Source organism: Maricurvus nonylphenolicus (assembly GCF_042854845.1).
Taxonomy (GTDB): domain Bacteria; phylum Pseudomonadota; class Gammaproteobacteria; order Pseudomonadales; family Cellvibrionaceae; genus Maricurvus; species Maricurvus nonylphenolicus.
In genome coordinates, this window is the sequence record NZ_AP031498.1 from 3,868,311 (window position 1) to 3,891,417 (window position 23,107).

20 protein-coding genes are annotated in these 23,107 nt (G+C 50.3%); 9 read left to right on the plus strand and 11 right to left on the minus strand.

Going from position 1 to position 23,107, the window contains the following annotated elements; all coding sequences use genetic code 11:
• The first annotated feature begins 48 nt into the window (after nt 1-48).
• From ACGHZ6_RS16730 to pth, 3 genes are all read left to right on the plus strand, one after another.
• Nucleotides 49-990: a ribose-phosphate pyrophosphokinase gene (locus ACGHZ6_RS16730; protein WP_390615140.1), complete on the plus strand. Its 942-nt coding sequence runs from the start codon at nt 49-51 to the stop codon at nt 988-990.
• 138 nt (nt 991-1,128) lie between these two features.
• Nucleotides 1,129-1,764 carry a 50S ribosomal protein L25/general stress protein Ctc gene (locus tag ACGHZ6_RS16735; protein ID WP_390615141.1) on the plus strand — a complete coding sequence of 212 codons (636 nt, stop codon included), beginning with the start codon at nt 1,129-1,131 and terminating at the stop codon, nt 1,762-1,764.
• A gap of 136 nt (nt 1,765-1,900) precedes the next feature.
• Complete coding sequence (pth, locus tag ACGHZ6_RS16740) at nt 1,901-2,485, plus strand: aminoacyl-tRNA hydrolase (RefSeq protein WP_390615142.1); 585 nt, start codon at nt 1,901-1,903, stop codon at nt 2,483-2,485.
• 36 nt (nt 2,486-2,521) lie between these two features.
• On the opposite strand, the gene ACGHZ6_RS16745 is transcribed toward pth, so the two are convergent.
• Nucleotides 2,522-3,220, minus strand: coding sequence for a class I SAM-dependent methyltransferase (locus tag ACGHZ6_RS16745; protein ID WP_390615144.1), 699 nt, complete (start codon nt 3,218-3,220; stop codon nt 2,522-2,524).
• Nucleotides 3,221-3,478: 258 nt separating this feature from the next.
• On the opposite strand from ACGHZ6_RS16745, the gene ACGHZ6_RS16750 reads away from it, so the two are divergent.
• The gene (locus tag ACGHZ6_RS16750) at nt 3,479-3,814 is read left to right on the plus strand and encodes a hypothetical protein (RefSeq protein ID WP_390615145.1); all 336 of its coding nucleotides are present in this window, start codon (nt 3,479-3,481) and stop codon (nt 3,812-3,814) included.
• Nucleotides 3,815-3,845: 31 nt separating this feature from the next.
• Here the strand turns inward: ACGHZ6_RS16750 and ACGHZ6_RS16755 are convergent, their stop codons facing one another.
• The 9 genes from ACGHZ6_RS16755 to ACGHZ6_RS16795 form a co-directional block, all read right to left on the minus strand.
• Complete coding sequence (locus tag ACGHZ6_RS16755; RefSeq protein WP_390615146.1) at nt 3,846-4,343, minus strand: Hsp20/alpha crystallin family protein; 498 nt, start codon at nt 4,341-4,343, stop codon at nt 3,846-3,848.
• A gap of 199 nt (nt 4,344-4,542) precedes the next feature.
• Nucleotides 4,543-5,601 carry an AI-2E family transporter gene (locus ACGHZ6_RS16760; protein ID WP_390615148.1) on the minus strand — a complete coding sequence of 353 codons (1,059 nt, stop codon included), beginning with the start codon at nt 5,599-5,601 and terminating at the stop codon, nt 4,543-4,545.
• Nucleotides 5,602-5,620: 19 nt separating this feature from the next.
• A complete protein-coding gene (locus ACGHZ6_RS16765; RefSeq protein WP_390615149.1) occupies nt 5,621-5,950 on the minus strand; it encodes a hypothetical protein in 330 nt (109 codons plus the stop codon).
• 2 nt (nt 5,951-5,952) lie between these two features.
• The gene (locus tag ACGHZ6_RS16770) at nt 5,953-6,705 is read right to left on the minus strand and encodes a TSUP family transporter (protein WP_390619176.1); all 753 of its coding nucleotides are present in this window, start codon (nt 6,703-6,705) and stop codon (nt 5,953-5,955) included.
• A 48-nt stretch (nt 6,706-6,753) separates the two neighbouring features.
• The gene (locus ACGHZ6_RS16775) at nt 6,754-7,197 is read right to left on the minus strand and encodes a VOC family protein (RefSeq protein ID WP_390615150.1); all 444 of its coding nucleotides are present in this window, start codon (nt 7,195-7,197) and stop codon (nt 6,754-6,756) included.
• Nucleotides 7,198-7,251: 54 nt separating this feature from the next.
• Nucleotides 7,252-7,842 carry a lysophospholipid acyltransferase family protein gene (locus ACGHZ6_RS16780; RefSeq protein ID WP_390615151.1) on the minus strand — a complete coding sequence of 197 codons (591 nt, stop codon included), beginning with the start codon at nt 7,840-7,842 and terminating at the stop codon, nt 7,252-7,254.
• A gap of 27 nt (nt 7,843-7,869) precedes the next feature.
• Nucleotides 7,870-9,450, minus strand: coding sequence for a peptide chain release factor 3 (locus ACGHZ6_RS16785; protein WP_390615152.1), 1,581 nt, complete (start codon nt 9,448-9,450; stop codon nt 7,870-7,872).
• 101 nt (nt 9,451-9,551) lie between these two features.
• Entirely contained in the window at nt 9,552-9,974 is a 423-nt protein-coding gene (locus tag ACGHZ6_RS16790) for a two-component system response regulator (RefSeq protein ID WP_390615153.1), read from the minus strand.
• Entirely contained in the window at nt 9,964-14,544 is a 4,581-nt protein-coding gene (locus tag ACGHZ6_RS16795; RefSeq protein WP_390615154.1) for a transporter substrate-binding domain-containing protein, read from the minus strand. The genes ACGHZ6_RS16790 and ACGHZ6_RS16795 overlap by 11 nt, the downstream gene beginning before the upstream one ends.
• A 149-nt stretch (nt 14,545-14,693) precedes the next feature.
• On the opposite strand from ACGHZ6_RS16795, the gene ACGHZ6_RS16800 reads away from it, so the two are divergent.
• Nucleotides 14,694-16,079 (plus strand): cryptochrome/photolyase family protein, encoded by a 1,386-nt coding sequence (locus ACGHZ6_RS16800; RefSeq protein WP_390615155.1) that lies wholly within the window; start codon nt 14,694-14,696, stop codon nt 16,077-16,079.
• Between the two features lie 18 nt (nt 16,080-16,097).
• Here the strand turns inward: ACGHZ6_RS16800 and ACGHZ6_RS16805 are convergent, their stop codons facing one another.
• On the minus strand, nt 16,098-17,156 hold the full coding sequence (locus ACGHZ6_RS16805) for a substrate-binding domain-containing protein (protein WP_390615156.1): 1,059 nt from the start codon (nt 17,154-17,156) through the stop codon (nt 16,098-16,100).
• Between the two features lie 164 nt (nt 17,157-17,320).
• Between ACGHZ6_RS16805 and ACGHZ6_RS16810 the strand changes: the two genes are divergently transcribed.
• The 4 genes from ACGHZ6_RS16810 to fdhD are packed head-to-tail and all read left to right on the plus strand — an operon-like array spanning nt 17,321 to nt 23,090.
• Nucleotides 17,321-17,821 carry a formate dehydrogenase subunit gamma gene (locus ACGHZ6_RS16810; RefSeq protein ID WP_390615157.1) on the plus strand — a complete coding sequence of 167 codons (501 nt, stop codon included), beginning with the start codon at nt 17,321-17,323 and terminating at the stop codon, nt 17,819-17,821.
• A complete protein-coding gene (locus tag ACGHZ6_RS16815; RefSeq protein WP_390615158.1) occupies nt 17,818-19,371 on the plus strand; it encodes a formate dehydrogenase beta subunit in 1,554 nt (517 codons plus the stop codon). Before ACGHZ6_RS16810 ends, ACGHZ6_RS16815 begins: the two co-directional genes overlap by 4 nt.
• 11 nt (nt 19,372-19,382) lie before the next feature.
• Nucleotides 19,383-22,265, plus strand: a complete 2,883-nt coding sequence (gene fdhF, locus ACGHZ6_RS16820; RefSeq protein ID WP_390615159.1) for a formate dehydrogenase subunit alpha — start codon at nt 19,383-19,385, stop codon at nt 22,263-22,265.
• On the plus strand, nt 22,266-23,090 hold the full coding sequence (fdhD, locus tag ACGHZ6_RS16825; protein ID WP_390615160.1) for a formate dehydrogenase accessory sulfurtransferase FdhD: 825 nt from the start codon (nt 22,266-22,268) through the stop codon (nt 23,088-23,090).
• Nucleotides 23,091-23,107: the final 17 nt, after the last annotated feature.

The window sequence follows — 23,107 nt, forward strand, 5'->3', positions numbered from 1 at the left end:
TGTATATACTTCTACACTGCAGACTCCATCCTAAGACAGGTATAGAACGTGGCTGACTTAATGGTCTTTACCGGGAACGCAAACCCGGAACTCGCACAAAAAATCGTTGACCGTCTGGGCATCCCTATGGGTGATGCGACTGTCGGCAAGTTCTCCGATGGTGAAATCACTGTAGAATTGAACGAGAACGTTCGCGGTCGCGACGTTTTTGTTGTTCAGCCTACCTGTGCACCTACCAACGACAATATTATGGAATTGATCGTGATGGTAGATGCCCTGCGCCGCGCATCTGCTGGTCGCATTACTGCCGTTGTGCCTTACTTTGGTTACGCCCGTCAGGATCGTCGCGTACGTTCTTCTCGTGTACCTATTAGTGCCAAAGTTGTTGCCGACATGATGGTTGGCGTAGGTGTTGACCGTGTACTGACCGTTGACCTGCACGCTGAGCAGATTCAGGGCTTCTTCGATGTACCTGTGGATAACGTATACGGCTCCCCTGTTCTGCTGGATGACATTACCCAGCAGAAGCACGAAGATTTGATTGTTGTTTCCCCGGATATCGGCGGTGTAGTTCGCGCCCGCGCTCTGGCGAAGCAACTGGACGTTGAACTGGCGATCATCGATAAGCGTCGCCCGAAAGCCAACGTTGCGGAAGTTATGAACCTGATCGGTGATGTTGATGGCCGTACTTGTGTACTGGTCGACGACATGGTCGATACCGCTGGCACCCTGTGTGGTGCAGCCAAGGCCCTGAAAGAGTTCGGAGCCAAGAAAGTGGTTGCCTACTGTACTCACCCGGTACTGTCTGGCAACGCCATGAACAATATTAATAACTCTGTGCTGGATGAAATGGTTGTGGCCGATTCCATCCCTCTGAGTAAAGAAGCTCAAAACTGCCCACGTATTCGTCAGCTGACCCTGTCGAAAATGCTGGCAGAGGCCATGCGCCGCCTGAGCAATGAGGAATCTCTGAGCGCTATGTTCCGCTAAGGTCTAAACCTTAAAAGAACTTGCCTCAGAAAAGCCGCTAAAAGCTGCAACATCGCGTTGCGGCTTTTAGCGTTTTTGTACCCTGCTTACGTTTCTGGTCGCGGAACATAAGCAGTTATTAACTAGAGGAATAGACAAATGTCTAATGAATTTACTTTGAATGCCGAAATCCGTGAGGACATGGGGAAAGGTGCGAGCCGCCGCCTGCGTCGTCTGGAAAACCTGATGCCTGCTATCGTTTATGGTGGCAAGAAGAAGCCTGTAAACGTAACCATCCCTCACAAGGACATGGTTAAGGCTCTGGAAAACGAAGCGTTTTACTCTCACGTTATCACCCTGAACATCGGTGAAAAAACTGAGACTGTAATCCTGAAAGACCTGCAGCGTCACCCAGCGAAAGCTATCATCATGCACGCTGACTTCCTGCGCGTTTCCAAAACCAAGAAGTTTACCACCAAGGTACCTTTGCACTTCATCAACGAAGACACCTGTATTGGCGTTAAGATGCAAGGTGGCAACATCCTGCACAACATGACCGAACTGGAAATCAGCTGTACTGCTGCTAACCTGCCTGAGTTCATCGAAGTTGACCTGGCTGAAGTTGAAGCCGGTACCATTGTTCACATCTCTGACCTGAAGCTGCCTAAAGGCGTAACTTCTGTTGCTCTGAGCCACGGTGCAGACTACGATCTGGCTGTTGCTACTGTGAACAAGAAGAAAGGTGCTGCCGCTGACGAAGACGACGCTCCTGCTGAAGAAGCTGGCGAAGAGTAAGTTTTACTCTCCACCGCGAAAAACGGCTGGCCCTTGGGTTGGCCGTTTTTTTTGCCTGTCATTTTTGCAGACTTTTATCCAAGCCTCAGCTGGTTCACAATAGCGCCCTACAGATTCCGGATAAGCTAAACCTGTTATGGACACCCCTATTAAGATGATCGTTGGCCTGGGTAACCCCGGTCAGGAATACGACCGCACCCGCCACAATGCCGGTGCCGATTTTGTTACCGAGCTTGCTCGTCAGGCTGGCGAAAGCCTAAGCGCCGACAAAAAGTTTTTTGGTCTGTGCGCCAAAATCAGTATCAACCACCGCCCGGTACACCTGCTGATTCCCACCACGTTTATGAATCGCAGCGGCCAGGCCGTTGCCGCGATGGCCAACTTCTACAAAATTGAAGCGGAAGAGATTCTCGTTGCCCACGATGAATTGGATCTGGATCCCGGTATTGCCCGCTTAAAACACGGCGGTGGCCACGGTGGTCACAACGGCCTGCGTGATACCATTAAAGCCCTGGGTAACAATAAAGACTTTGCTCGCCTGCGCTTGGGCATTGGCCATCCGGGGAACGCCAAACTGGTATCAGGTTACGTGTTAAAGAAAGCGTCGCAAAGTGACCAGCAACTGATTGATGATGCCTCCTACGATGCCACCAAAGTGATGGATGAAGTGGTTAAAGGTGAGTGGAACAGTGCAATGAAAACGCTACATACCAAGAAGTAATTAATTATGTAGCCGTTCAGCGCCGCCTAAAGGCAACTATGCTTCAGCCAAAGGCTCTGAATCGTAGAAGTTGACGGTTTTAAACTCCTCAAACTCCCCCAGATCCGGGAAGGTTACCGCACACATGGAACCGGTATGATAGTAACCCGGTTCACTGAAATCCCGCACCCGGGAATCAGCAATAATCACACGCTTGCCCTGCTGCAAAAACTTGGGCAGCAGCGGTTTGTTTTCCCAGTCGTAGAGAACATCGGCCGCCAGCAGTACATCGACGGGTTCCTCGAGGGCAAAGAAGTCATCCAGATAATCCAGCTCAACGCCGTTGAGCTCGGCATTGGCACGGGTCGACAACAAGGCCCCAGGATCCAGATCACAGGCTATTACCCGCTTGGCGCCGGCTTTGGCGGCGGCAATAGCCGCGATACCCGACCCACAGCCAAAATCCAGCACAGTTTTACCGGCAACCCACTCGGGGGTATCCAGCAACTGTCGGGCCAATGCCTGACCGCTGGCCCAGGCAAAGGACCAGTAAGCAGGCTCTTCAAAAATTGCGCTGATCACTTCCTCGGACAGGCGAGCATCCATTATCGAAGGGTCCACCAGCCACAGGGACATATCCGCTGTTTTACCCTCAACTTCCGGCAACGGGCTGGACAGCAAATGGCCGTGGGGCACGGTACGCTGCAGATAATCCAGTAACTGCTGGGCCAGGGATTCATTAACAACTTCGGACATGGGACTACCAAGCTGTGATCAGCTTCTCACTTTAGGGCCGGGTACTGTAAGGGTTTTCCCTAAACCGCGCAATTACCCCATAGATAATCCAAAACCTAGACAGAATCGATATTAAAAGCGGGCAGGCTTAACAGCTTTTGGCAGGGGCTTTCGGCACAATCTGTTCCATGGTCAAGGAATAACCTTCACGCCCCAGGGATGGTGGCTACGCGACAAAAGCACTAACAAATAAACGTAGCTGAGATTGCTGAGGCCAACATGAACAAGTCACTGCTCAATACCCTGCGCGCGCTGTTGATCGTTGTACCTGCCTGTGTGGCCGTATCAGCTCAGGCCGATAGCGGCAGTGCTGATGAGGCGACTTGGTTATCTCACTTAAAAACCGGTGCGGTTGCCAACCACTGGGTTGGCCAGTCAGTAGATGCCACTGAAGAAAGCGTCAGCCTGACCGATACCGACATGCACCGCCTCCTGTCAGCACTTAAGCTGAAGAAATCGGCTGCGCCCAGCTCAAAATACGATACCGAAGGCTTGCGCTATATGACTGAAGTGGGCAGCAAGCAAGTCCAGATCCGGGTAATGTACGCCTTCTAACCCTTCAGACCTTGCTGCCGCAATCAAGCCACTAGTGAATGCTGATCTCTCGTGGAGGCACCTCGGGCTGCTCTTTTAGAGGCACTTCAATGGTCAAAATACCATTCTTGTATTTTGCCTCGATATCACCAGCACCTACCGAACGGTGTGGCAGCGGAATACGGCGTTCAAACTCGCCGTACGCAGTTTCCATAATATGCCAACGACCATCTTCGCTATGCCACTCTTCCGTAGCCTGCTTTTCACCGCGAATCATCAACGCATGATTATCTAGGGTCACTGAGAGTTGATCCTGCTCTACCCCAGGGATTTCGACATTGATCATCAGCTTATCGCCGCGCTCTTTCATGCAGACAGGCACAACACCCCAGGTTTGATGCTTTTCCTGAGCTGCCGCATCTTTATCTTTAAAGTGCACCAACGCATGGTTCATACGTTGGCGAAAGTGATTCCACTGATCTGCCAGCCCATGAACAGCCTGATTCCATTCCTGACGCATAAAATCCCAGACTTCTTGGGTCTTCATCATATCTCTCCTGATTGAATAATTGAGGCGAACAGCGCCCTGTGGGAGTCTCCTCCCAGAGACAGGAACACTGCACCTTTAAAAGGATAGATGATGCGTATAACGATGAAGGTGAGACGGTAAAACCAGTTTCTTCTAAAACCGGAAGAAGATATTGCCGGAAGCTATGACTCCCGGCCTAGACAAGAAATAGGGGCTAAAATCAGGTGTCGCCTTTACCGGAACCCAGCATGACACTGATCCAGCGGGTGTCGTCAAAGCTTTCCAGGGCAATTTTGACCATCACGGTCAGAGGCACCGACAACAGCATGCCCACAGGACCTAGAACCCAACCCCAGAATACCAATGACAGGAAAACCACCAGGGCAGATAGATTCAGGCCTTTGCCCATAATTCGGGGCTCCAGTGCATTGCCAACCACAACATTCACCACCAGATACCCCAGTCCAACCAGGGCCGCATCGCCTAAGCCCAATTGCACCAAGGCCAGGAGCACAGCAGGAATGGCTGCGAGAATAGAGCCTAAGGTGGGGACAAAATTTAACAGGAATGCCAACAGCCCCCAGAGTACCGGGTAACGTACGTCGAGAAATAACAGCCAGAAGAAAATTAAGCCGCCGGTCAACAAACTCAAACCGAGCTTGATCGCCATATAACGATTCACGCTGAGGGAAAAGCGCCCCAGGGCATCCATGGTACGCTCAGTACCCAACTCTTCCTCGGGTACCAGGTTGTCACTGTTCATGCCAAAGCGCAGCTTGTCGGTAAAGCGTACTTCCTCGGCCAAAATAAAAATCACCGTGAGCAAGATCATAAAGGCATTAGTCATGACATTGCCAAATGACGCCAGCGTATTGCCGGCCATATTCATGGCCGCACTCGGGTTAACCATATCCCGCCACTGATCTTCATCCAACGTGACCCCTTTGCTCGATAGCCAGGCGAGCAACTGCTCACTCTGTCCCTGCAGTTTTTCCTGATACAGAGGCAAGTCATCGCGAAAATCATTCAGGGAGGAACCTACTACAGCCCCCACCATAAACCCACCACCAACAATCACAGAGATAATAATCAGTAACGACACACCATTGGGCAGCCCGCGTTTATTTAGCCAGGCCAATGATGGTGAGCACAGAACCGCAATAAACAGCGATAACAGGAAAGGAACCAGCAAGGACTCGGCAGCCTTCATACCGGCCACAACAACGACAAAAGCAGCCGCGATAATAAGAAAACGAACAAAGGGGGACTCTTGAGCCACGATACAGGTTCCTTTTTTATTAGCTTAATTCTTTATTTATTATGTCCAACAGCTCGCGTATTTTAACCAAGCCTTCCTGGGTAAATAAATAGGGGTGATCTTCCCCTAAAAAATACGCCTCTTCGATTTCCATGCACTGTAAGCGTATCGATTCCAAAAAGTCGTCGTGGCGAATAGGCATATCACAAAAGATATGCCAGTCATTTTCCATCGCCTGCCCCAGCAGCACCCATTCCAGCAACCGCTTAATATCTTTCCGCTCGGGTCGATAGTAGGCATCTTTGGATTTGGCGAGAATAACAATCACCAGTAACAATATAATGACGGTGGCCAGCAGGGAGACAATCATGCTCACGCCTCAATCAGCAGCTTAATGGCCAGTAGTAAAATAATCACCACCATCACGGGCTGCACCAGCTTAGCACCGCGGCTGATCACCAGCTGTGATCCCAGTCGCGCACCGATAACTTGTGCAATCGCCATGGCAATTGCCAGCTTCCACCACACATGACCGGCGATCATAAATAACACCATCGAGGTGGTATTCGTCACGAGTACCAGCGGCTTGGTATTGGCTGTGGCTTTACGCAAGTTAAAACCGCGCAGCGCTGAAAAAGCAACGGCAAAAAACGACCCCATGCCCGGACCCAAAAAGCCACCGTAGAAACCTATGCCGCCACCAATCAGCCGATTAAAACGCCCTTCACTCCAGCGCGGTTCACTGTCTTCATCCGACATCCGTGGTGAAAACGCCACATAGATCGCCATCACAATCAGCACCCATGGCAGCAACTGCTTAAGAATTGCCGTATCCAGCTGCTGAATGGCCAAGGTTCCTATGGCTGCCCCAATAAAGGCATAAACTAAAGCTGGCCGCAGGGGCTTAAGGTCCAGGTGACCTTTGCGAAAGAAGTTGATGGTTGAAGATAAGGTGCCAAACACACTTTGAAATTTGTTGGTGGCCAAGGCATTAAGTGGTGGCACCCCTGCTGCCAACAGCACCGGCAATACCACCAAGCCTCCTGAGCCGGCTATCGCGCTGATAAAACCGGCAAAAAAACCTACACCAACCAGGGCCGAAAATGCCCACCATGAAAATTCGATAAGTCGTCCTTAGCGTGAACCTGTATAGCCGTTTAAATCACCGGCCGCTCACGTCAATTGCTGCCACTGCTCGGCCCCAGGCCCCAATGGCTGCCCATAACTGAATTCCACCTGATTGCCAGATGGATCAACCAAACCACAATAATACCCGACAGGGAAAGCTTCGTCGCGCGGCTCCCACAGCAAACAGCCTTCAGCCTCTGCTCGCAGAGCAATACGGTCAACGGCTTCTCGGGACTCTACAGCAAAACCAAAGTGGCGGTAGTCATTATTGGGCAGGGGAAGATTATGGCCACCATTCATCATCACAAAGATAAAATCGCCTTCGCGGCCGGGCTCCGCCATCCAGACAATGGCCTTATCGCCACTCTGGCGACGGTGACAAATCTGCATACCGCAGTAGCGCTGATAGAAGTCGATACAGGCCTCAAGCCTGTCTACATGCAGGGCAATATGGGTGATTCTGGGCACTGTCATATTAGGTACAACCATGGCTATACCTCCTGATCAAGAGCGCCCAGTGTACCCGCTAAGGCGTGTGATTAGCTACTGGAGGCGGGGGTTCTTACCCGTGAAGTTGGCGTCGTAATAATCGCGAATGGCAGCAATATCAGCATCGTGGTCGCCGGTAGGCGTAAATAGCTCCTCAACCACCACAATGGATTTGGAAGGGAAATCGAGACCAATCAATAACACCGGCACCTCGGCAGCATGGGCTATTCGCAAAAAGCCGTTTTTCCAATTATCGACTTTGGAGCGGGTACCTTCAGGGGTAATGCCTATCCAGCACTTATCGTGCTCGCGGTACCATTGCACCATCTGCCCCACCACATCCTGGGCCTGCTCACGGTCAATGGGGATAAAACCCAAGCGCTCAAACAAGCCTTTCATGGGCCAGAAAAAGGCTTCTTTTTTCATCATCACCGAAATGCGTAAACCCAAAGCCATAATGGCAAAACAGGCATAGATAAAGTCCCAGTTGGAGGTATGGGGCGCACCCACCAACATGGCTTTTTTCACTTTCGGTAACTCACCGCGGACTTGCCAACCGCTGACCCGCAACAGCCAGCGGCCCAGGCCGCGGCTAAAGTTGCTGCCCATGGAGGGCATGGTATCGGGTATTTCAGGTATCGGCATAGCGGCCTTGCAGTTCTAACAATGCGCTTAGTGTTCGCGCGTCGCACGGAACTCCACTTCCGGGTAGCGCTCCTCAGACAGCGACAGGTTTACGCGGGTTGGCGCAAGGTAAGTCAGGTGACCACCGCCGTCAATGGCCAGGTTGTCGCTGCACTTGCGCTTCAACTCTTCCATCTTCTTGGTGTCATCACTCTCAACCCAACGAGCGGTATTGACGTTAACCGGCTCATAAATGGCCTCAACCTTGTATTCGTCCTTCAAGCGATAGGCCACTACTTCAAACTGTAGTACACCCACGGCACCAACGATGATGTCGTTGTTATTGATAGGGAAGAACACCTGGGTAGAACCCTCTTCCGATAACTGCTGCAGGCCTTTTTTCAACTGCTTGGTTTTCAAAGGGTCTTTCAGGCGGATACGGCGGAACAGCTCCGGCGCAAAGTGCGGAATACCGGTGTACTTCAGCACTTCGCCTTCGGTAAACGTATCGCCAATCTGAATTGTGCCGTGATTGTGCAGACCGATAATATCGCCAGAGAAGGCCTCTTCTACCAACACTCGCTCACCAGCCTTAAAACTTACCGCATCGGCAATTTTCACATCCTTGCCCAGGCGGGTGTGTTTCATCTTCATGCCTTTTTTGTAAGAACCGGAGCAAATACGCATAAAGGCAATACGGTCGCGGTGTTTGGGATCCATATTGGCCTGGATCTTAAACACGAAACCGGAGAACTTGTCTTCCAGTGGCGCAACTTCACGGGTTTCAGTCAGGCGAGCCAGTGGCTGCGGTGCCCACTCGACAAAACCATCGAGCATTTCCCGCACACCGAAGTTGGCCAGTGCAGTACCGAAGAACACCGGAGTCAGCTTGCCGGCCAGGAAGGCGTCGAGATCGAATTCATGACTGGCACCACGTACCAGCTCAATCTCTTCCATAAAGTCCTCGTGGTAAACCCCGAGCAACTCTTTGGCTTCATCGCTCTCCAGACCCTTGATCTGAATATCCTCAGGGATCACATAGTTGGAACCGCGCTCAAACACATGAATGGTGTCGGTGTAGAGGTTGTAAACCCCTTTGAACTCCTTACCCATACCAATCGGCCAGTTAATGGGCGCACCTTCGATCTTGAGCACATCCTCAATTTCATCGAGCAGATCGATAGGATCGCGAATATCACGGTCCATCTTGTTCACAAAACTGATAATCGGGGTATCGCGCAGGCGACAAACATCCATCAGCTTGATGGTACGTTCCTCAACACCTTTCGCGCCGTCTACCACCATCAGGGCGGAATCCACAGCGGTCAGGGTACGGTAGGTATCTTCCGAGAAGTCTTCGTGCCCGGGGGTGTCCAGCAGGTTGACCATGCGGTCTTTGTAGGGGAACTGCATCACCGATGAGGTCACCGAGATGCCCCGCTCCTGCTCCATGCCCATCCAGTCGGAAGTCGCATGACGGTCTGCGCCCTTACCCTTCACTGAGCCAGCAACCTGAATCAGCTGCCCTAACAACAGCAACTTCTCGGTAATGGTGGTTTTACCGGCATCCGGGTGAGAGATAATCGCGAAGGTTCTGCGCTTGGAAATATCGGCTTCAAACTGGCTCATAAGACGGTACTGGCTAAAACGGTTGAAAGGTGCGGTTAAAAGGGACGGGATTATAGCGGTAATTGCGGCAAAGCTATAGCGCTCTGCGGCTAAAAGCCCCCCTAACCACGCAGCTGCCGGGTCAGCACCTGCAGTGACAAATGATTGTGTACCCGAACCCGGACTTCTCGGGGCTTAAAGGGTTTGGATATATAATCAACAGCCCCCATCTCGTAGGCTTTGTCTATGGCTTCAGCCGTCGTTTCGGCGGTAATAAATACCACCGGAATGTCGGCAATATCAGGTTGCGACTTTAATCGCCGACAGGTTTCGTAGCCATCAATACCCGGCATTTGAATATCCAATAACACCAAATCGACCTGCTCCTCAATGAGCATTTCCAGTGCCGATTCGCCATCGAGAGCCACCAATAGATCATAGTCACTCAACAGCTCCAGCAATATCGAGACGCTGTCTTCACTGTCATCGACAACCAGAATAGTTTTCGATTCAGCCAAGAACAGGGGATCATTCTCAGTGGTCATTGTGTTGCTCCCAATAAGCCAAAGCATCTTTAAACTTGTAGCTTTGCAGCAAAGGTTTCAACGTCGAAAAGTGTGTTGCATAGGCCTCAGGTAACTTCACTGCATTCAGTTTGGCAACAATGGGATCACACTGTTTGGGGCGTTTGCTGGCGATGGCTTCGCCAAACTCCTGCCACAAGTGCTCAATATCTTCTGCACTGCAACTTTCAGCTTCGACCTCAACAAGGTCTTCATAAGTTAACTTTTCGCGAACCTCATTAATTAAAGCCATCATCTGATGCTGAAACGTATCTTCCAGTGCCTGAGTCCATTGTAGCTCCAGTTGTCTGGCCGTTTCATGCAACGCCATAGCGCCCAGGTTGGCACTCAGGCCCTTAATCGTATGTATGGTTCGCTGGCGATCCTCATCAGTCAGGGAGGCAAGTTCCATCCCCTCATGCTTATCACAGAAGTTCAGTAGTATTTTTTTATATAGGGCCATATTGCCGACAAAATACAGACCCTTGTCGATATCCAGGTTCTCAAAGCCCGGAAAGTCAACAGCAGTCTTTGCGGGTGTTTGTTCGTTACTTTCCACCATCAGCGAGATCTGGTGCATTTGGCGTTTGGCTTTCAAATACGCCAAAAGAACACGGTAGAATTTGTTCACTTCAATAGGTTTGGTGATATGTTCGCTCATACCCACATCGTGGGTACGCTGAACTTCTTCACTCATGGCATTAGCCGTTAGAGCAATAATAGGCACTTCAGGATTAATCTTGCGGATTTCTGCGGCGGCGGCATAACCGTCCATTAATGGCATTTGTAAATCCATCAACACCAATTCATAACTGGACGCTTTAAAGAAGTCCACCGCTTCAAGTCCGTTGTCAGCCACATCCAGCACAATGCCACTGCCCTCCAAAAGGCCCATCACAATAGCCTGGTTGGTAGGGTTATCTTCGGCCAATAACACTCGACTACCGGCCAGGGTTTTTAGCCTAACCTTCAACACCTCCAGACTATCCTCATCCGAAGACGCCAACTCGTAGATTGCGGAAGATTCGGAAAAGATTTTCACCAGGCAATCATACAGCGTCGACTGATCAACAGGCTTTTGTAAAAAGATATCAATACCGACATCCTTGGCCGATTTAATTAAATATTCCTGGCAATAGGAGCTGACCATGATGACGGTTGGCGGGGTTACATTCGTCGATGAAGACTCTCCTTTAAAACGACTATTAATTTCCTGCGTTGTTTCTATGCCATTTAAACCAGGCATATTCCAGTCCATAAGGATAAGGTCATAACCTTCCCCGTCGCCACAGGCCTTTTCCAAGGCCTCGTAGCCATCCATGCAAGTATCTATCTGCAGGTTAAAACGTTTTAGCTGTTGTAACAGAATGGCTTGATGTTCTTCATTATCTTCAACGATGAGAATACGTTTACCCTCAAAACCCTGAGCCAAAGACTGGTTATCGGCATGTTCGAGATTAATTTCAAACGTGAACGTACTACCCACACCGATTTCACTCTCGACGCGTATATTCCCCCCCATCAGTTCGACCAGCTCTTTGGCAATGGTCAAGCCTAATCCAGTGCCTCCAAATCGACGAGTGGTGCTGGAATCTCCCTGTTCAAACGATTGGAACAAGCTCTCCTGCTGTTTGCGCGTCATGCCGATACCGGAGTCCCTGACTTCAAAACAAATCCTGTCAGCGCCAAGGCGCGATATCGCAATATGCACTTCCCCAATAGGGGTAAACTTCACCGCATTGGCCAGAAGATTAGTCACCACCTGCTTTAATCGTAAAGGGTCGCCAACAAAATAACGCTCAACATTGGGTGTATAGGAGGCCAGTACTTCGACATCTTTATCCCCCGACATATACTGCACCAGCTCAATTGCACTATCGACAACATCGAATAAATCAAACTGAATATGTTCGATATTTAGCTTTCCCGCTTCAATTTTGGAGAAATCCAGAATGTCATCAATAATACCCAGCAGCGACTTGGCCGACTTTTCAATGCTCTGTGCATACTGTCGCTGGCGGTCATTTAACGGAGACTGTAAAACCAAATGCGCCATACCTATGATACCGTTCATGGGTGTGCGTATCTCATGGCTCATATTGGCCAAAAATGCAGATTTGGCCTGAGTGGCCTGCTCTGCGTTTTCCCTTGCCTTTGCTAAGGCCATATTGACGCGAGACAAGTGGCGATTCCAGTATAAAACGCCAATCATTAGCAAGGCACCAGCCAAGACTATTTGCCAAATTAAGCGGTAATCCACCGACTCTTCATAGCGCACCGAATACCACTTGTGTTTGATTGCCTGAACCTCTTCCTCGCCGATATCGTCAAAGGCTTTTTGGATAATGGATAGCAGGAGTTGATTACCTTTTTGTACTCCGACCCCCAGATCACTATCGACATCTAAAACACCCGCGACCTTAATGCCATCTATACCACCAACCTGGGTCAAATAATTAACTGCGGGCAATGTCGTCACAAAGCCATCCAAGCGTTTATCCAAAACATACTCAAGCCCCTGAAATTCACTTTCAACTATGACAAGATTAATATTAGGATGAGCAGCCTGTAAGAGCTCATTAAAAGCATAACCTCCTACAACACCGACATAACGCCCTTCGAAGTCCTCAAGCCGAGAAAAAAACAGATCATCTTCTCGGGTTACCATAGCAACATCCAGCCTCATATAGGAATCAGCAAAATCCATAATCTCCAATCTGGATTGAGTCGGTATTGCCACTGGTACAAAATCGCATTTATTACCTCTAAATGCTTCTATTGCCAATTTCCAGGTAGGCGATTCATACAGCATTAGGGGCACACCAATACTCTTCCCTAACAGATCTACAATATCGGCAGCCAACCCTTTAACCTCTCCATTCTCCACTGCTGAAATGGGCATTGCTGCTGGAGCAGCGCAGTAGGTTAACGTTTGTTTTGCTTGTAAATATGCCTGCTCTTTCTGGGAGAGATCGAGAGTACTGCTAGCCTGAAGTAATTCTGACTCCCTTCTTTTTGTAATTAACTCACTTTCAGTTTTTAAAAAGCTTAACCAACGATGCCTGATTTGGGTTTTCTCATGTTCAGACATTGAAGCCAATGCTTTATTAATAATCGACACTAACTCAGGCCAGTCCGATCGAACACCAAAGGTTAAATCGATAGGCCAATCCAATACCATGGCAACTTCGATATAGGGGATGCCTTCACGAATCGCAGCAAATTGTAAACCTTCCGAGTAAACCGCGTACTCAGCTTCCCCCGAAATAACAGCCTCCACCATGTCTCTTAAAGAATCCACCCAGAGCACTTTTTTTATGCCCATTTGTTTAATAAAACGTTGTGCTTCTAAAGCCCCTCTGGGGGCAACCATTATCCGATCTTTTAAATCTGTAACATGTTTAATCTTGGAAGGATTACCTTGTTTGACAAATACTACCGGGGTGACTTGGGTGTAAGGCTCAGAATAAAGCATATAATCCATGTTCTCTTGCCTAACCGAGGTTGTGATGCCATCTACTTGTCGTTGCTTTACTTTTTGATGCACCTCTACCCATCTATCCCGATGAATATTAAATGTCAGCCCCGTCTTCTGAGAAATTATATTAAGGTAATCTGGTACTATCCCCGCTGCGTTACCTTCGTTATCGGTTAAAGAGAAAGGGACATTTTGATTGGAATCCCCGAAGGTAATCACGGGATTATCTTTAATAAAAGCTATTTCCTCTGGCGAAAACCGAATGGCATGGCTCGTTAAACTGATACCTGAAAACCATTTTTCCCGGATGGCCAGCAACTCTTGCTGTGAAATAGCCGCTACCGCTTTATTAATAATGCCGGCGAGTTGTGGATTTTCAGGTTTGATCGCAATAACCGTTTCAACAGGGTTCCCTAACGGAAACTTGATATCGAATAAATCGATACCTTCCTCTTTGGCATGCAATAAGGTTGGCATGGTCGCAACGGTATAGTCTGCTTCTCCACTGATAATTGCTCGATACATGTCGGCCACGGTGGCGTAGGCAATTAACTCTACACCCGGGACAATATCAGCAACTTTATGCTGAAACTTGAATGAGGCCACAACCCCCATACGTTTACCGGATAAATCAGCCAACCCCATGATTTGTTTGGGATTGCCTTTCCTGACGACCACATAGGCCTGCTCTTTGGCATAGGCCGGTGAGATTAAAAAATTCCGTTTGAGAGAAACCTCCGGTGTTGCTATCAGCATACCGTCAAAGCGTTTATTCCGTTGCCTGAAGGTCCCCTCCTCAACCATCTCTACACTAATATCCAGTCCCGTTGTGGCCTCAATACGTTGCACAACATCCATAGAAATCCCTTCAAACGTACCATCGCCCGCCTTCATGACATAAGGAGGCGTACTTAATAAGGTGCTGAATCTAACTTGGGGATTACTGGCAATATACCGCTGTTCAGAAGGCGTTAGGGATATTGAGGCGAATAATGCCGGCGCACAGAGGATTCCAATAACAGCAACAATTAAGCGATAGCACAGGCTTGTAACAGGACTATGTGACAACGCCATAGGAACTGAACCCCAATCGACATCCACCCTGAGCCGGTGGAAACTGATTTATTCAGTATAGACAAGGTCCAAATAGCGCCGCACTACGTATAAGTATTAACATGCTATATTCAATCCTGATCTAAAGACCATTAGCCCATATACTCTTTATGAAACAACTCATTTGGCTACGCAATGATTTACGCCTGGATGACAACCCGCTTTTTAGCCAGGCACAGGCAGAAGGCCCTGTAACCGTAGTCCATTACGCTACCCCCAAGCAGTGGCAACAACATCACGAGTCCCCCGCTAAGCTAGGCCTTAAAGCAGCTTTACTGAATGACATCGGTCAACAATTGGCCGCAAAGGGGATTGAACTCATCCTGCTGACTGTGGACACCTTTACCGATATTCCCCAAAGCCTGCTGAAGTTATGTCAGCAACATACATTTGAGCGCATATGGTTTACCGAAGAAACACCCTGGAATGAAGTACAGCGCGATAAACAAGTTACCAACCTGCTTCGTCAACATAGCATCCAGGTCAACAGTCTCCCGCCTGATCTTATCGTTAATCAACCGGTGTTAAACAAACAGGCGCTGCCCTTTAAGGTCTTTACGCCCTACTACAAAACCTGGTTACAGCAACTGCTGGCGAGTCAGCAGTTACCGCTTAAAGGACCTAAAAAACAGGCTGATGCTTTTGATTGGGCAATGCAGTCATTCCCTTGGGCTGGTGATTTTCGTAACGATCTGTGGCCGGGTACAGAAAAAGCCGTCCGCCAAAAACTGCGCAAGTTTTCCCAACAGCGTTTACTCGATTATGCCGAGCAAAGGGACTACCCAGCCACCCCCGGCACCAGCACACTTTCAGCCTATCTGGCCCAGGGGGTATTGGGCCCTCGTCGCTTGTTGGAAGCCGTGCAAGTCAGCTGCGCCCAGGCGGGCAAGGAATGGCTGGATGATGACTGGCTGCGTGAATTAGCCTGGCGGGATTTCTATCGCCAACTAATGACACACTTCCCCCATATCAATAAAAACCAGGCATTTAAACAAGATACGGATCGTATTATCTGGCGCCAGGATAAAACCGGACTTGATGCCTGGAGTAAAGGCCAAACCGGCTTCCCGATTATTGATGCTGCCATGCGTCAACTGCTGCAAACCGGTTGGATGCACAATCGCTTGCGTATGTTAGCCGCAAGTTTCCTGACTAAATTACTGTTTCTCGATTGGCGCGAGGGCGAGCGTTTTTTTATGCAGCATTTGATTGATGGCGAGTTTGCTGCCAATAACGGCGGTTGGCAGTGGAGTGCCTCTACCGGTTGTGATGCCGCCCCCTACTTCCGCGTGTTTAATCCCACGCGACAGTCGGAAAAATTTGATCCCGAGGGTGAATTCATTCGTCGTTTTGTACCGGAGCTGGCCGACCTGAGCAACAAATCTATCCACAATCCCAGTAGCGAAGAAAGGTTACAGGCCGGCTACCCGGAACCGGTGGTGGATTACAAAGCCGCCCGACAATTCGCGATTGATCAGTTTGCCGCGCTAAAATAGCTATACCTATCACCCATATCAAAAAACCAAATCTATTGCCGGGCATAGCTCACCACTGCCGTCGCTGCTGTAACCCGGTAAAGCGGCAATCGCCTTATGAAACTCATCACTACCTATGGCGGAAAGAAATTGCTGTACCGAGGCATCGTTTAATTTTTGCTTCTGACACAGGAAAATATAATCTTCCACCGCCATAGGAATAAAATCCAAATCAAACTGCTTGGCCGCCGCTTTTACCCCAAACCCTACATCGGCCATGCCTGCCGCCACATAGGCAGCAATGGCGCCATGAGTGAACTCCTGATCGTTGTAACCCACAATCGCGTTACTCTCGATTCCGTGGTTCTTGAGTAGCTGATCGAAGATAGACCGTGTACCCGATTCACTCTGCCGGTTAATAAACTTCACCGACGGTTGCTGCAAATCTTCAAGACTGTGGATAGCTTTAGGATTGCCTTTACAAACAATCAGTCCCTGTTCACGGCTAACAAACCGAATCGCGATATGTGAACTGATCTCGCGTCGATAGGCTTCCGTTAACGCGGGAATATCCACATCCCTGGGTACATGAATACCTGCCAAATCACATGCTCCGCGATTTAATGCCGCCAGAGCTTCCAGGGGACTGTGGTACTGCAAATCCAGCTGAAACTGCTCGGCAAATTCTGGTAACAGGGCAACCGCATAACCGTGACTGGCATGCACTTTTAACAACGGCGTCACATCGGCCATGGCCCGATGCAGTTCTAAATTTATTTCCGAGGCTAGATTATCCATCTGCGGTTTTAAGCGCGCCATCACCCGTTGCTCGGCCCACAACAGCTTTTCGCCAAAGGCAGTTAATTGAGCTCCACGCCCCTTCGACAAAACCACCACTTCTGCCCCAAAAAAGCCGCTCCACTTTTTTAACAAGTTCCAGGCATGACGGTAGGAAATATCGATCGCTTTGGCGGCCGTCGTCAGCTTGCCGTGCTGATGCAGGGCACTTAACAGGCGAAACAACTGTGGATCTACCCGGTTGCCAGCTTCATCACTGAATGACCAACTGGGGTCGATATGGATACGTTTGATATTCATACAATATAGGTTTAGTTTTTATTCCAAATAGGTACTTTTGTACATATTTTTACTCTTTCAGACCGGTGCTAACATTATATATACAGCAGCATAACAACATATGCACAATAGTTCATATTTAGATATTAACTATTATTGAAAGTAACCGTTTTAGGAAGATAGCCATGCCCGCAGCCGTCAGCCAGGCGCGCATCCAGTCCATCATTGCAGAACACCAGCCGCTTGAAGGCCCCCTGCTGCCGATACTGCACGCCCTCCAACATGACTTTGGTTATGTGCCCAAAGAAGCCATCGAGCCTCTGTGCCAATCCCTCAGCCTTAGCCGTGCCGATATCCAGGGCGTTCTCAGTTTCTACCACACCTTTCGGCAGAGCCCAGGCGGTAAACATACCCTGCAGGTGTGTCGCGCTGAAGCCTGCCAGGCCATGGGCAGTCGCGAACTGGAAGCACAGGTCAAAGCACTGCTGGGCATCGACTACCACCAAACCACGCCAGATCAATTAATCACCCTGGAACCGGTTTACTGTTTAGGCAACTGTGCCTGCTCGCCCAATATTCGTGTGGATAACCAAATCTACGGCCGCGTGAGTAAGCAGCGTGTCAGCGAGATTGTGGATGAATTGCAAACACAGCCACTGACACTCGCCACGGAGGTGAAGGCATGAGCCGTTTTTATTTACCTCGGGAAACCACCGCCTTGTCACTGGGTGCGGACGCGTTGGCGCAACAACTTCAAGCAAGCGCTCAAACTCAACAACACAACATAGAACTGGTGCGCAACGGTTCACGCGGTTTGTTTTGGCTGGAACCCATGCTGGAAATTGAAACCACCAAGGGCCGAGTTGCCTATGGGCCACTGGTAAAAGACGATATCGATAGCTTGCTGGCGACCGATTACAACCAAGGCCCAACGGATCACCCCAAATGTCTTGGCCTTACTGAACATATTCCCTATTTAGCCAAACAGCAGCGCATGACGTTTTCACGCGCCGGTATCACAGACCCGGTATCGGTTTCTGAATACCAGCAATATGGCGGTTTCGCCGCATTAAAGAAAGCCATTGGCGATAACCCACAAACGATTGTCGATGAAGTAAAAACATCCGGCCTTCGCGGCCGCGGTGGTGCGGCCTTTCCCACGGCGATTAAATGGCAAACCGTAAAAGACGCGCCCGGCGAGCAAAAATATATTGTCTGCAATGCCGATGAAGGCGACTCCGGTACCTTCGCCGACCGCCTGTTAATGGAAAGCGATCCGCTGTGTTTGATTGAAGGTATGACATTGGCTGGCCTCGCCGCAGGGGCAACCAAAGGTTATATCTACCTGCGCGAAGAATATCCCGTCGCCCATCAAACCCTAAACGAAGCCATAGCCAATGCCGAGGCAGAAAACCTGCTGGGCAAAAATATTTTAAATTCCGGTCGCGACTTTGAATTACAAGTACGCCTGGGTGCCGGCGCCTATATTTGCGGCGAAGAAACCTCGCTACTGGAAAGTCTGGAAGGTAAACGCGGATTGGTTCGTGCTAAGCCACCACTGCCAGCGCTAGTCGGATTATTCGGCAAGCCCACCATTGTGAATAATGTACTTACCTTTGCCGCTGTACCGTTTATTGTGGATAAAGGTGGCGAGGCTTACGCCAATTACGGTGTGGGCCGCTCCAAAGGCACCATGCCCTTCCAACTGGCTGGCAATGTAAAACGTGGTGGTCTGGTTGAAACAGCTTTCGGAATCACTCTGAAAGAACTGATCGAAGATTTTGGCGATGGTACCTATAACGGCAAAGCATTGCGCGCAGTACAAGTGGGTGGCCCACTAGGCGCTTACTTACCCGAGTCATTGTGGGATACCCCCATGGATTACGAAGCCTTTACCGCCATTGGCGCCGGTGTAGGTCACGGCGGTATAGTTCTGTTTGATGAATCCGTCGACCTGTCGCAACAGGCACGCTTTTCCATGGAGTTTTGTGTAGCGGAATCCTGCGGTAAATGCACACCGTGCCGGATTGGCTCCACCCGCGGCGTTGAAGTTATTGACCGTATTCGTGCCGGCAAAAATACCGAAGACAATCTGGAATTACTCAGTGACCTGTGTGAAACCATGATCGATGGATCACTGTGCGCCATGGGTGGCATGACACCAATTCCCGTGCAAAGCGCGGTTAAACATTTCCCCGAAGATTTTATTAATAACCAAACCGAAGCTAAAGTGTGATTGAGGCTAACATGATAAATTATTTTGATCCCGCTCAAGAGCACACATTCGATCACGATAAGGACTACGGCACCCCCGCTAGCTTATCCACAGAATCTGTTTCGCTGAATATCGATGGTGTAGATATCACCGTACCGGCAGGCACATCGGTTTTGCGCGCCGCTGCACTGGCCGACATTAATATTCCCAAACTCTGCGCCAGTGATAATCTGGAAGCTTTTGGTTCCTGCCGCTTGTGCGCTGTACAGATTGAAGGCCGCCGTGGTACACCGGCATCCTGCACCACGCCGGTGGAAGAAGGAATGCAGGTCACCACCCAAAATGCAAAACTCGCCAAACTGCGCCGCAATATTATGGAGCTGTATATCTCCGATCACCCGCTGGACTGTTTAACCTGTCCGGCCAACGGTGACTGCGAACTACAGGATATGGCCGGTGCCGTAGGACTGCGAGAAGTACGCTACGGCTTCGAGGGTGAAAATCATTTAAGCGCAGAAAAAGATAGCTCCAACCCTTATTTCACCTTTGATCCTAGTAAGTGCATTGTCTGCTCACGCTGTGTGCGCGCCTGCAGCGAAGTGCAAGGCACCTTTGCCCTGACTGTGGATGGTCGCGGTTTTGATTCAAAAATTGCCGCTGGCAGTGACCAAGCGTTCATGGATTCCGACTGTGTATCCTGCGGTGCCTGTGTGCAAGCTTGCCCCACCGCGACCCTGATGGAAAACAGCGTGATAGAACAGGGCCAACCGGATCACAGTATCGTCACCACCTGCGCCTACTGCGGTGTGGGCTGTTCATTTAAAGCTGAAATGCAAGGCAATCAACTGGTACGCATGGTGCCCTATAAAGGCGGCCAGGCGAATCAGGGCCACTCCTGTGTTAAAGGCCGCTTTGCCTTTGGTTATGCCACCCACCCGGATCGTCTGACCAAACCGATGGTGCGCGACAGTATTGATGACCCCTGGCACGAAGTGGACTGGGAAGAAGCCTTTAACTTTGCTGCACAAAAACTCAAAGGCATTCAAGCCAAGTACGGCCGTGAAAGTATTGGTGGCATTACCTCTTCGCGTTGCACAAATGAAGAAACCTACCTAACCCAAAAACTGATTCGTGCCGGCTTTGGTAACAACAATACCGATACCTGCGCCCGTGTTTGTCACTCGCCTACCGGTTACGGCTTAAAAACCACCCTGGGAGAATCCGCAGGTACACAAACCTTTGAGTCGGTACTCAAGTCAGACACCATTATTGTGATCGGTGCCAACCCCACCGACGCCCACCCAGTGTTCGGCTCACTGATGCGCAAACGTTTACGCCAGGGAGCAAAACTCATTGTTGCCGATCCACGCCAAATTGATTTGCTCAATACACCGCATATGGATCATGCACTGCATTTGCCACTAAAACCCGGCACCAATGTCGCGCTGATTAATGCCCTGGCCCATGTAGTGATTACCGAAGGACTGGAAGATACCGATTTTATCCACAACCGCTGCGACGAACGCGCTTATCAACAATGGCGAGAGTTTATTGCCGATACTCGCCACGCACCGGAATCCACTGCAGAGATTACCGGCCTCGATCCCGAGCAAGTTCGCCGTGCCGCCAGAATTTATGCCAATGCCAGTAACGGTGCCATCTACTACGGCCTGGGTGTAACCGAACACAGCCAGGGCTCTACCATGGTGATGGGCATTGCCAACCTGGCGATGGCTACCGGCAATATCGGTCGTGAAGGCGTGGGCGTTAATCCACTGCGTGGGCAAAACAATGTGCAGGGTTCCTGTGATATGGGCTCCTTCCCACACGAACTGCCCGGTTATCAACACGTATCCGATGCGAAAGTTCGCGCTCGCTTTGAAGCCGTATGGCAAGCGCCCATCGATGACGAACCCGGTCTGCGCATTCCTAATATGTTTGATGCGGCCATCGCTGGCAGCTTTAAAGGCTTGTATGTGCAGGGTGAAGATATCGCCCAATCCGACCCCAACACCCAACATGTTGAAGAAGCACTGCGCTCGCTGGAATGTTTAATCGTGCAGGATATCTTCCTTAACGAAACAGCGAAGTTTGCCCACGTACTTTTGCCCGGCTCTTCTTTCCTGGAAAAGAACGGCACCTTTACCAACGCCGAGCGCCGCATTAATCGCGTACGCAAAGTCATGGCACCGATTGCCGGCAAAGAAGACTGGGAAGTAACCGTCGGTTTAGCCAACGCCCTTGGCTATAACATGGAATACAACCACCCCAGTGAAATCATGGATGAAATTGCCCAACTCACCCCCACCTTTACCGGTGTGAGTTACGACAAGCTGGAACAACTCGGCAGTATCCAATGGCCCTGTAACGAGCAGCACCCCAACGGCACCCCCACCATGCACGAAGTGGACTTCCCCATCGGCAAAGGTAACTTCACCATTACCGAATACGTAGCCACTGACGAGCGCACCAACCGCCGCTTCCCGCTGCTACTCACCACCGGCCGCATCCTGTCACAATACAATGTCGGCGCCCAAACCCGCCGCACCGACAACCAACATTGGCACGATGAAGACGTATTGGAAGTACACCCCAGCGATGCCGAACTGCGCGGTATTCACGACAACGACTGGCTCGGCATCAGCAGCCGCGCAGGCCAAACCGTACTGCGTGCGCGGATTAGCGAACGCATGTTACCCGGCGTGGTATACACAACTTTCCACCACCCCGGCAGTGGCGCCAATGTGATTACCACCGACAGCTCCGACTGGGCCACCAACTGCCCGGAATATAAAGTCACCGCCGTACAGGTGGAAAAAGTTAGCCAGCCTTCCGAATGGCAACAAAGCTTTAAGCGCTTCAACGAGCAACAACTGAAGCACAAAGCCTCGGCAGCCAACAGCACGGTGAAATAAATGAGAGAGCCAAACGCCTTTCAGGAAGCGCGATCTGAGAATGCTCTTCCACAAGCCACACTATCAAGCTCGGTGGTTGTATGTGAAGATGGTCAACCGCATACGCCGCGGGCCGACACCATTCTGGAAGAAGCGCCCGTGGCGTTGGTATACAACGGCATCTCCCACGCTGTAATGATGATAACCCCGGAACATATGCAAGACTTTGCCCTGGGTTTTAGCATCAGCGAAGGTATCGTAAAAGACGCCAGTGAAATTTATGAGCTGGAGGTAAAACCCGACGGCCTCGGTTACAGCGTAGAAATGCAAATAAGCAGCCAACGCTTTCAGGCATTAAAAGAAAAACGCCGCAACCTTACCGGGCGCAGCGGCTGTGGATTGTGTGGCACCGAATCACTAGAACAAGCTATCCGCCCCACGCCAAAAGTGTCTGCACCGGAGTTATCAGACCAGGCGATTCAACAATCCTTGCAGCAACTGCAATTGCACCAACCGCTACAACAACTCACCGGCGCCAGCCACGGTGCCGCTTGGTGTGACTTAAATGGCAACATTCTCACCCTGCGAGAGGACGTCGGTCGCCATAACGCCCTCGACAAACTTATCGGCGCACTAGCCACACAAGAACCGCCTAACAACGGCTTCGCCCTTATCTCCAGTCGCCTAAGTTACGAGATGGTGCAGAAATGCTGCTACGCCGGCATAGGTGCATTAGTTGCCGTATCCGCCCCCACCAGCCTCGCTATTAATATGGCTCAAGAAGCTGGACTACTACTAATCGGTTTTGGCCGCCGCGGACGCCACGTTATCTACAACAGCGCATAATATGAGAACACGAGAAA

Excerpts from the sequence above, each read along its gene's own strand:
- ACGHZ6_RS16790 (WP_390615153.1), bottom strand. The coding sequence starts at position 9,974 with ATGACCACTGAGAATGATCCCCTGTTCTTGGCTGAATCGAAAACTATT.
- fdhF (WP_390615159.1), top strand. The coding sequence starts at position 19,383 with ATGATAAATTATTTTGATCCCGCTCAAGAGCACACATTCGATCACGAT.
- ACGHZ6_RS16805 (WP_390615156.1), bottom strand. The coding sequence starts at position 17,156 with ATGAATATCAAACGTATCCATATCGACCCCAGTTGGTCATTCAGTGAT.
- pth (WP_390615142.1), top strand. The coding sequence starts at position 1,901 with ATGGACACCCCTATTAAGATGATCGTTGGCCTGGGTAACCCCGGTCAG.
- ACGHZ6_RS16765 (WP_390615149.1), bottom strand. The coding sequence starts at position 5,950 with ATGATTGTCTCCCTGCTGGCCACCGTCATTATATTGTTACTGGTGATT.
- ACGHZ6_RS16810 (WP_390615157.1), top strand. The coding sequence starts at position 17,321 with ATGCCCGCAGCCGTCAGCCAGGCGCGCATCCAGTCCATCATTGCAGAA.
- ACGHZ6_RS16780 (WP_390615151.1), bottom strand. The coding sequence starts at position 7,842 with ATGCCGATACCTGAAATACCCGATACCATGCCCTCCATGGGCAGCAAC.
- fdhD (WP_390615160.1), top strand. The coding sequence starts at position 22,266 with ATGAGAGAGCCAAACGCCTTTCAGGAAGCGCGATCTGAGAATGCTCTT.
- ACGHZ6_RS16735 (WP_390615141.1), top strand. The coding sequence starts at position 1,129 with ATGTCTAATGAATTTACTTTGAATGCCGAAATCCGTGAGGACATGGGG.
- ACGHZ6_RS16775 (WP_390615150.1), bottom strand. The coding sequence starts at position 7,197 with ATGGTTGTACCTAATATGACAGTGCCCAGAATCACCCATATTGCCCTG.
- ACGHZ6_RS16745 (WP_390615144.1), bottom strand. The coding sequence starts at position 3,220 with ATGTCCGAAGTTGTTAATGAATCCCTGGCCCAGCAGTTACTGGATTAT.
- ACGHZ6_RS16815 (WP_390615158.1), top strand. The coding sequence starts at position 17,818 with ATGAGCCGTTTTTATTTACCTCGGGAAACCACCGCCTTGTCACTGGGT.
- ACGHZ6_RS16800 (WP_390615155.1), top strand. The coding sequence starts at position 14,694 with ATGAAACAACTCATTTGGCTACGCAATGATTTACGCCTGGATGACAAC.
- ACGHZ6_RS16785 (WP_390615152.1), bottom strand. The coding sequence starts at position 9,450 with ATGAGCCAGTTTGAAGCCGATATTTCCAAGCGCAGAACCTTCGCGATT.
- ACGHZ6_RS16750 (WP_390615145.1), top strand. The coding sequence starts at position 3,479 with ATGAACAAGTCACTGCTCAATACCCTGCGCGCGCTGTTGATCGTTGTA.
- ACGHZ6_RS16795 (WP_390615154.1), bottom strand. The coding sequence starts at position 14,544 with ATGGCGTTGTCACATAGTCCTGTTACAAGCCTGTGCTATCGCTTAATT.
- ACGHZ6_RS16755 (WP_390615146.1), bottom strand. The coding sequence starts at position 4,343 with ATGATGAAGACCCAAGAAGTCTGGGATTTTATGCGTCAGGAATGGAAT.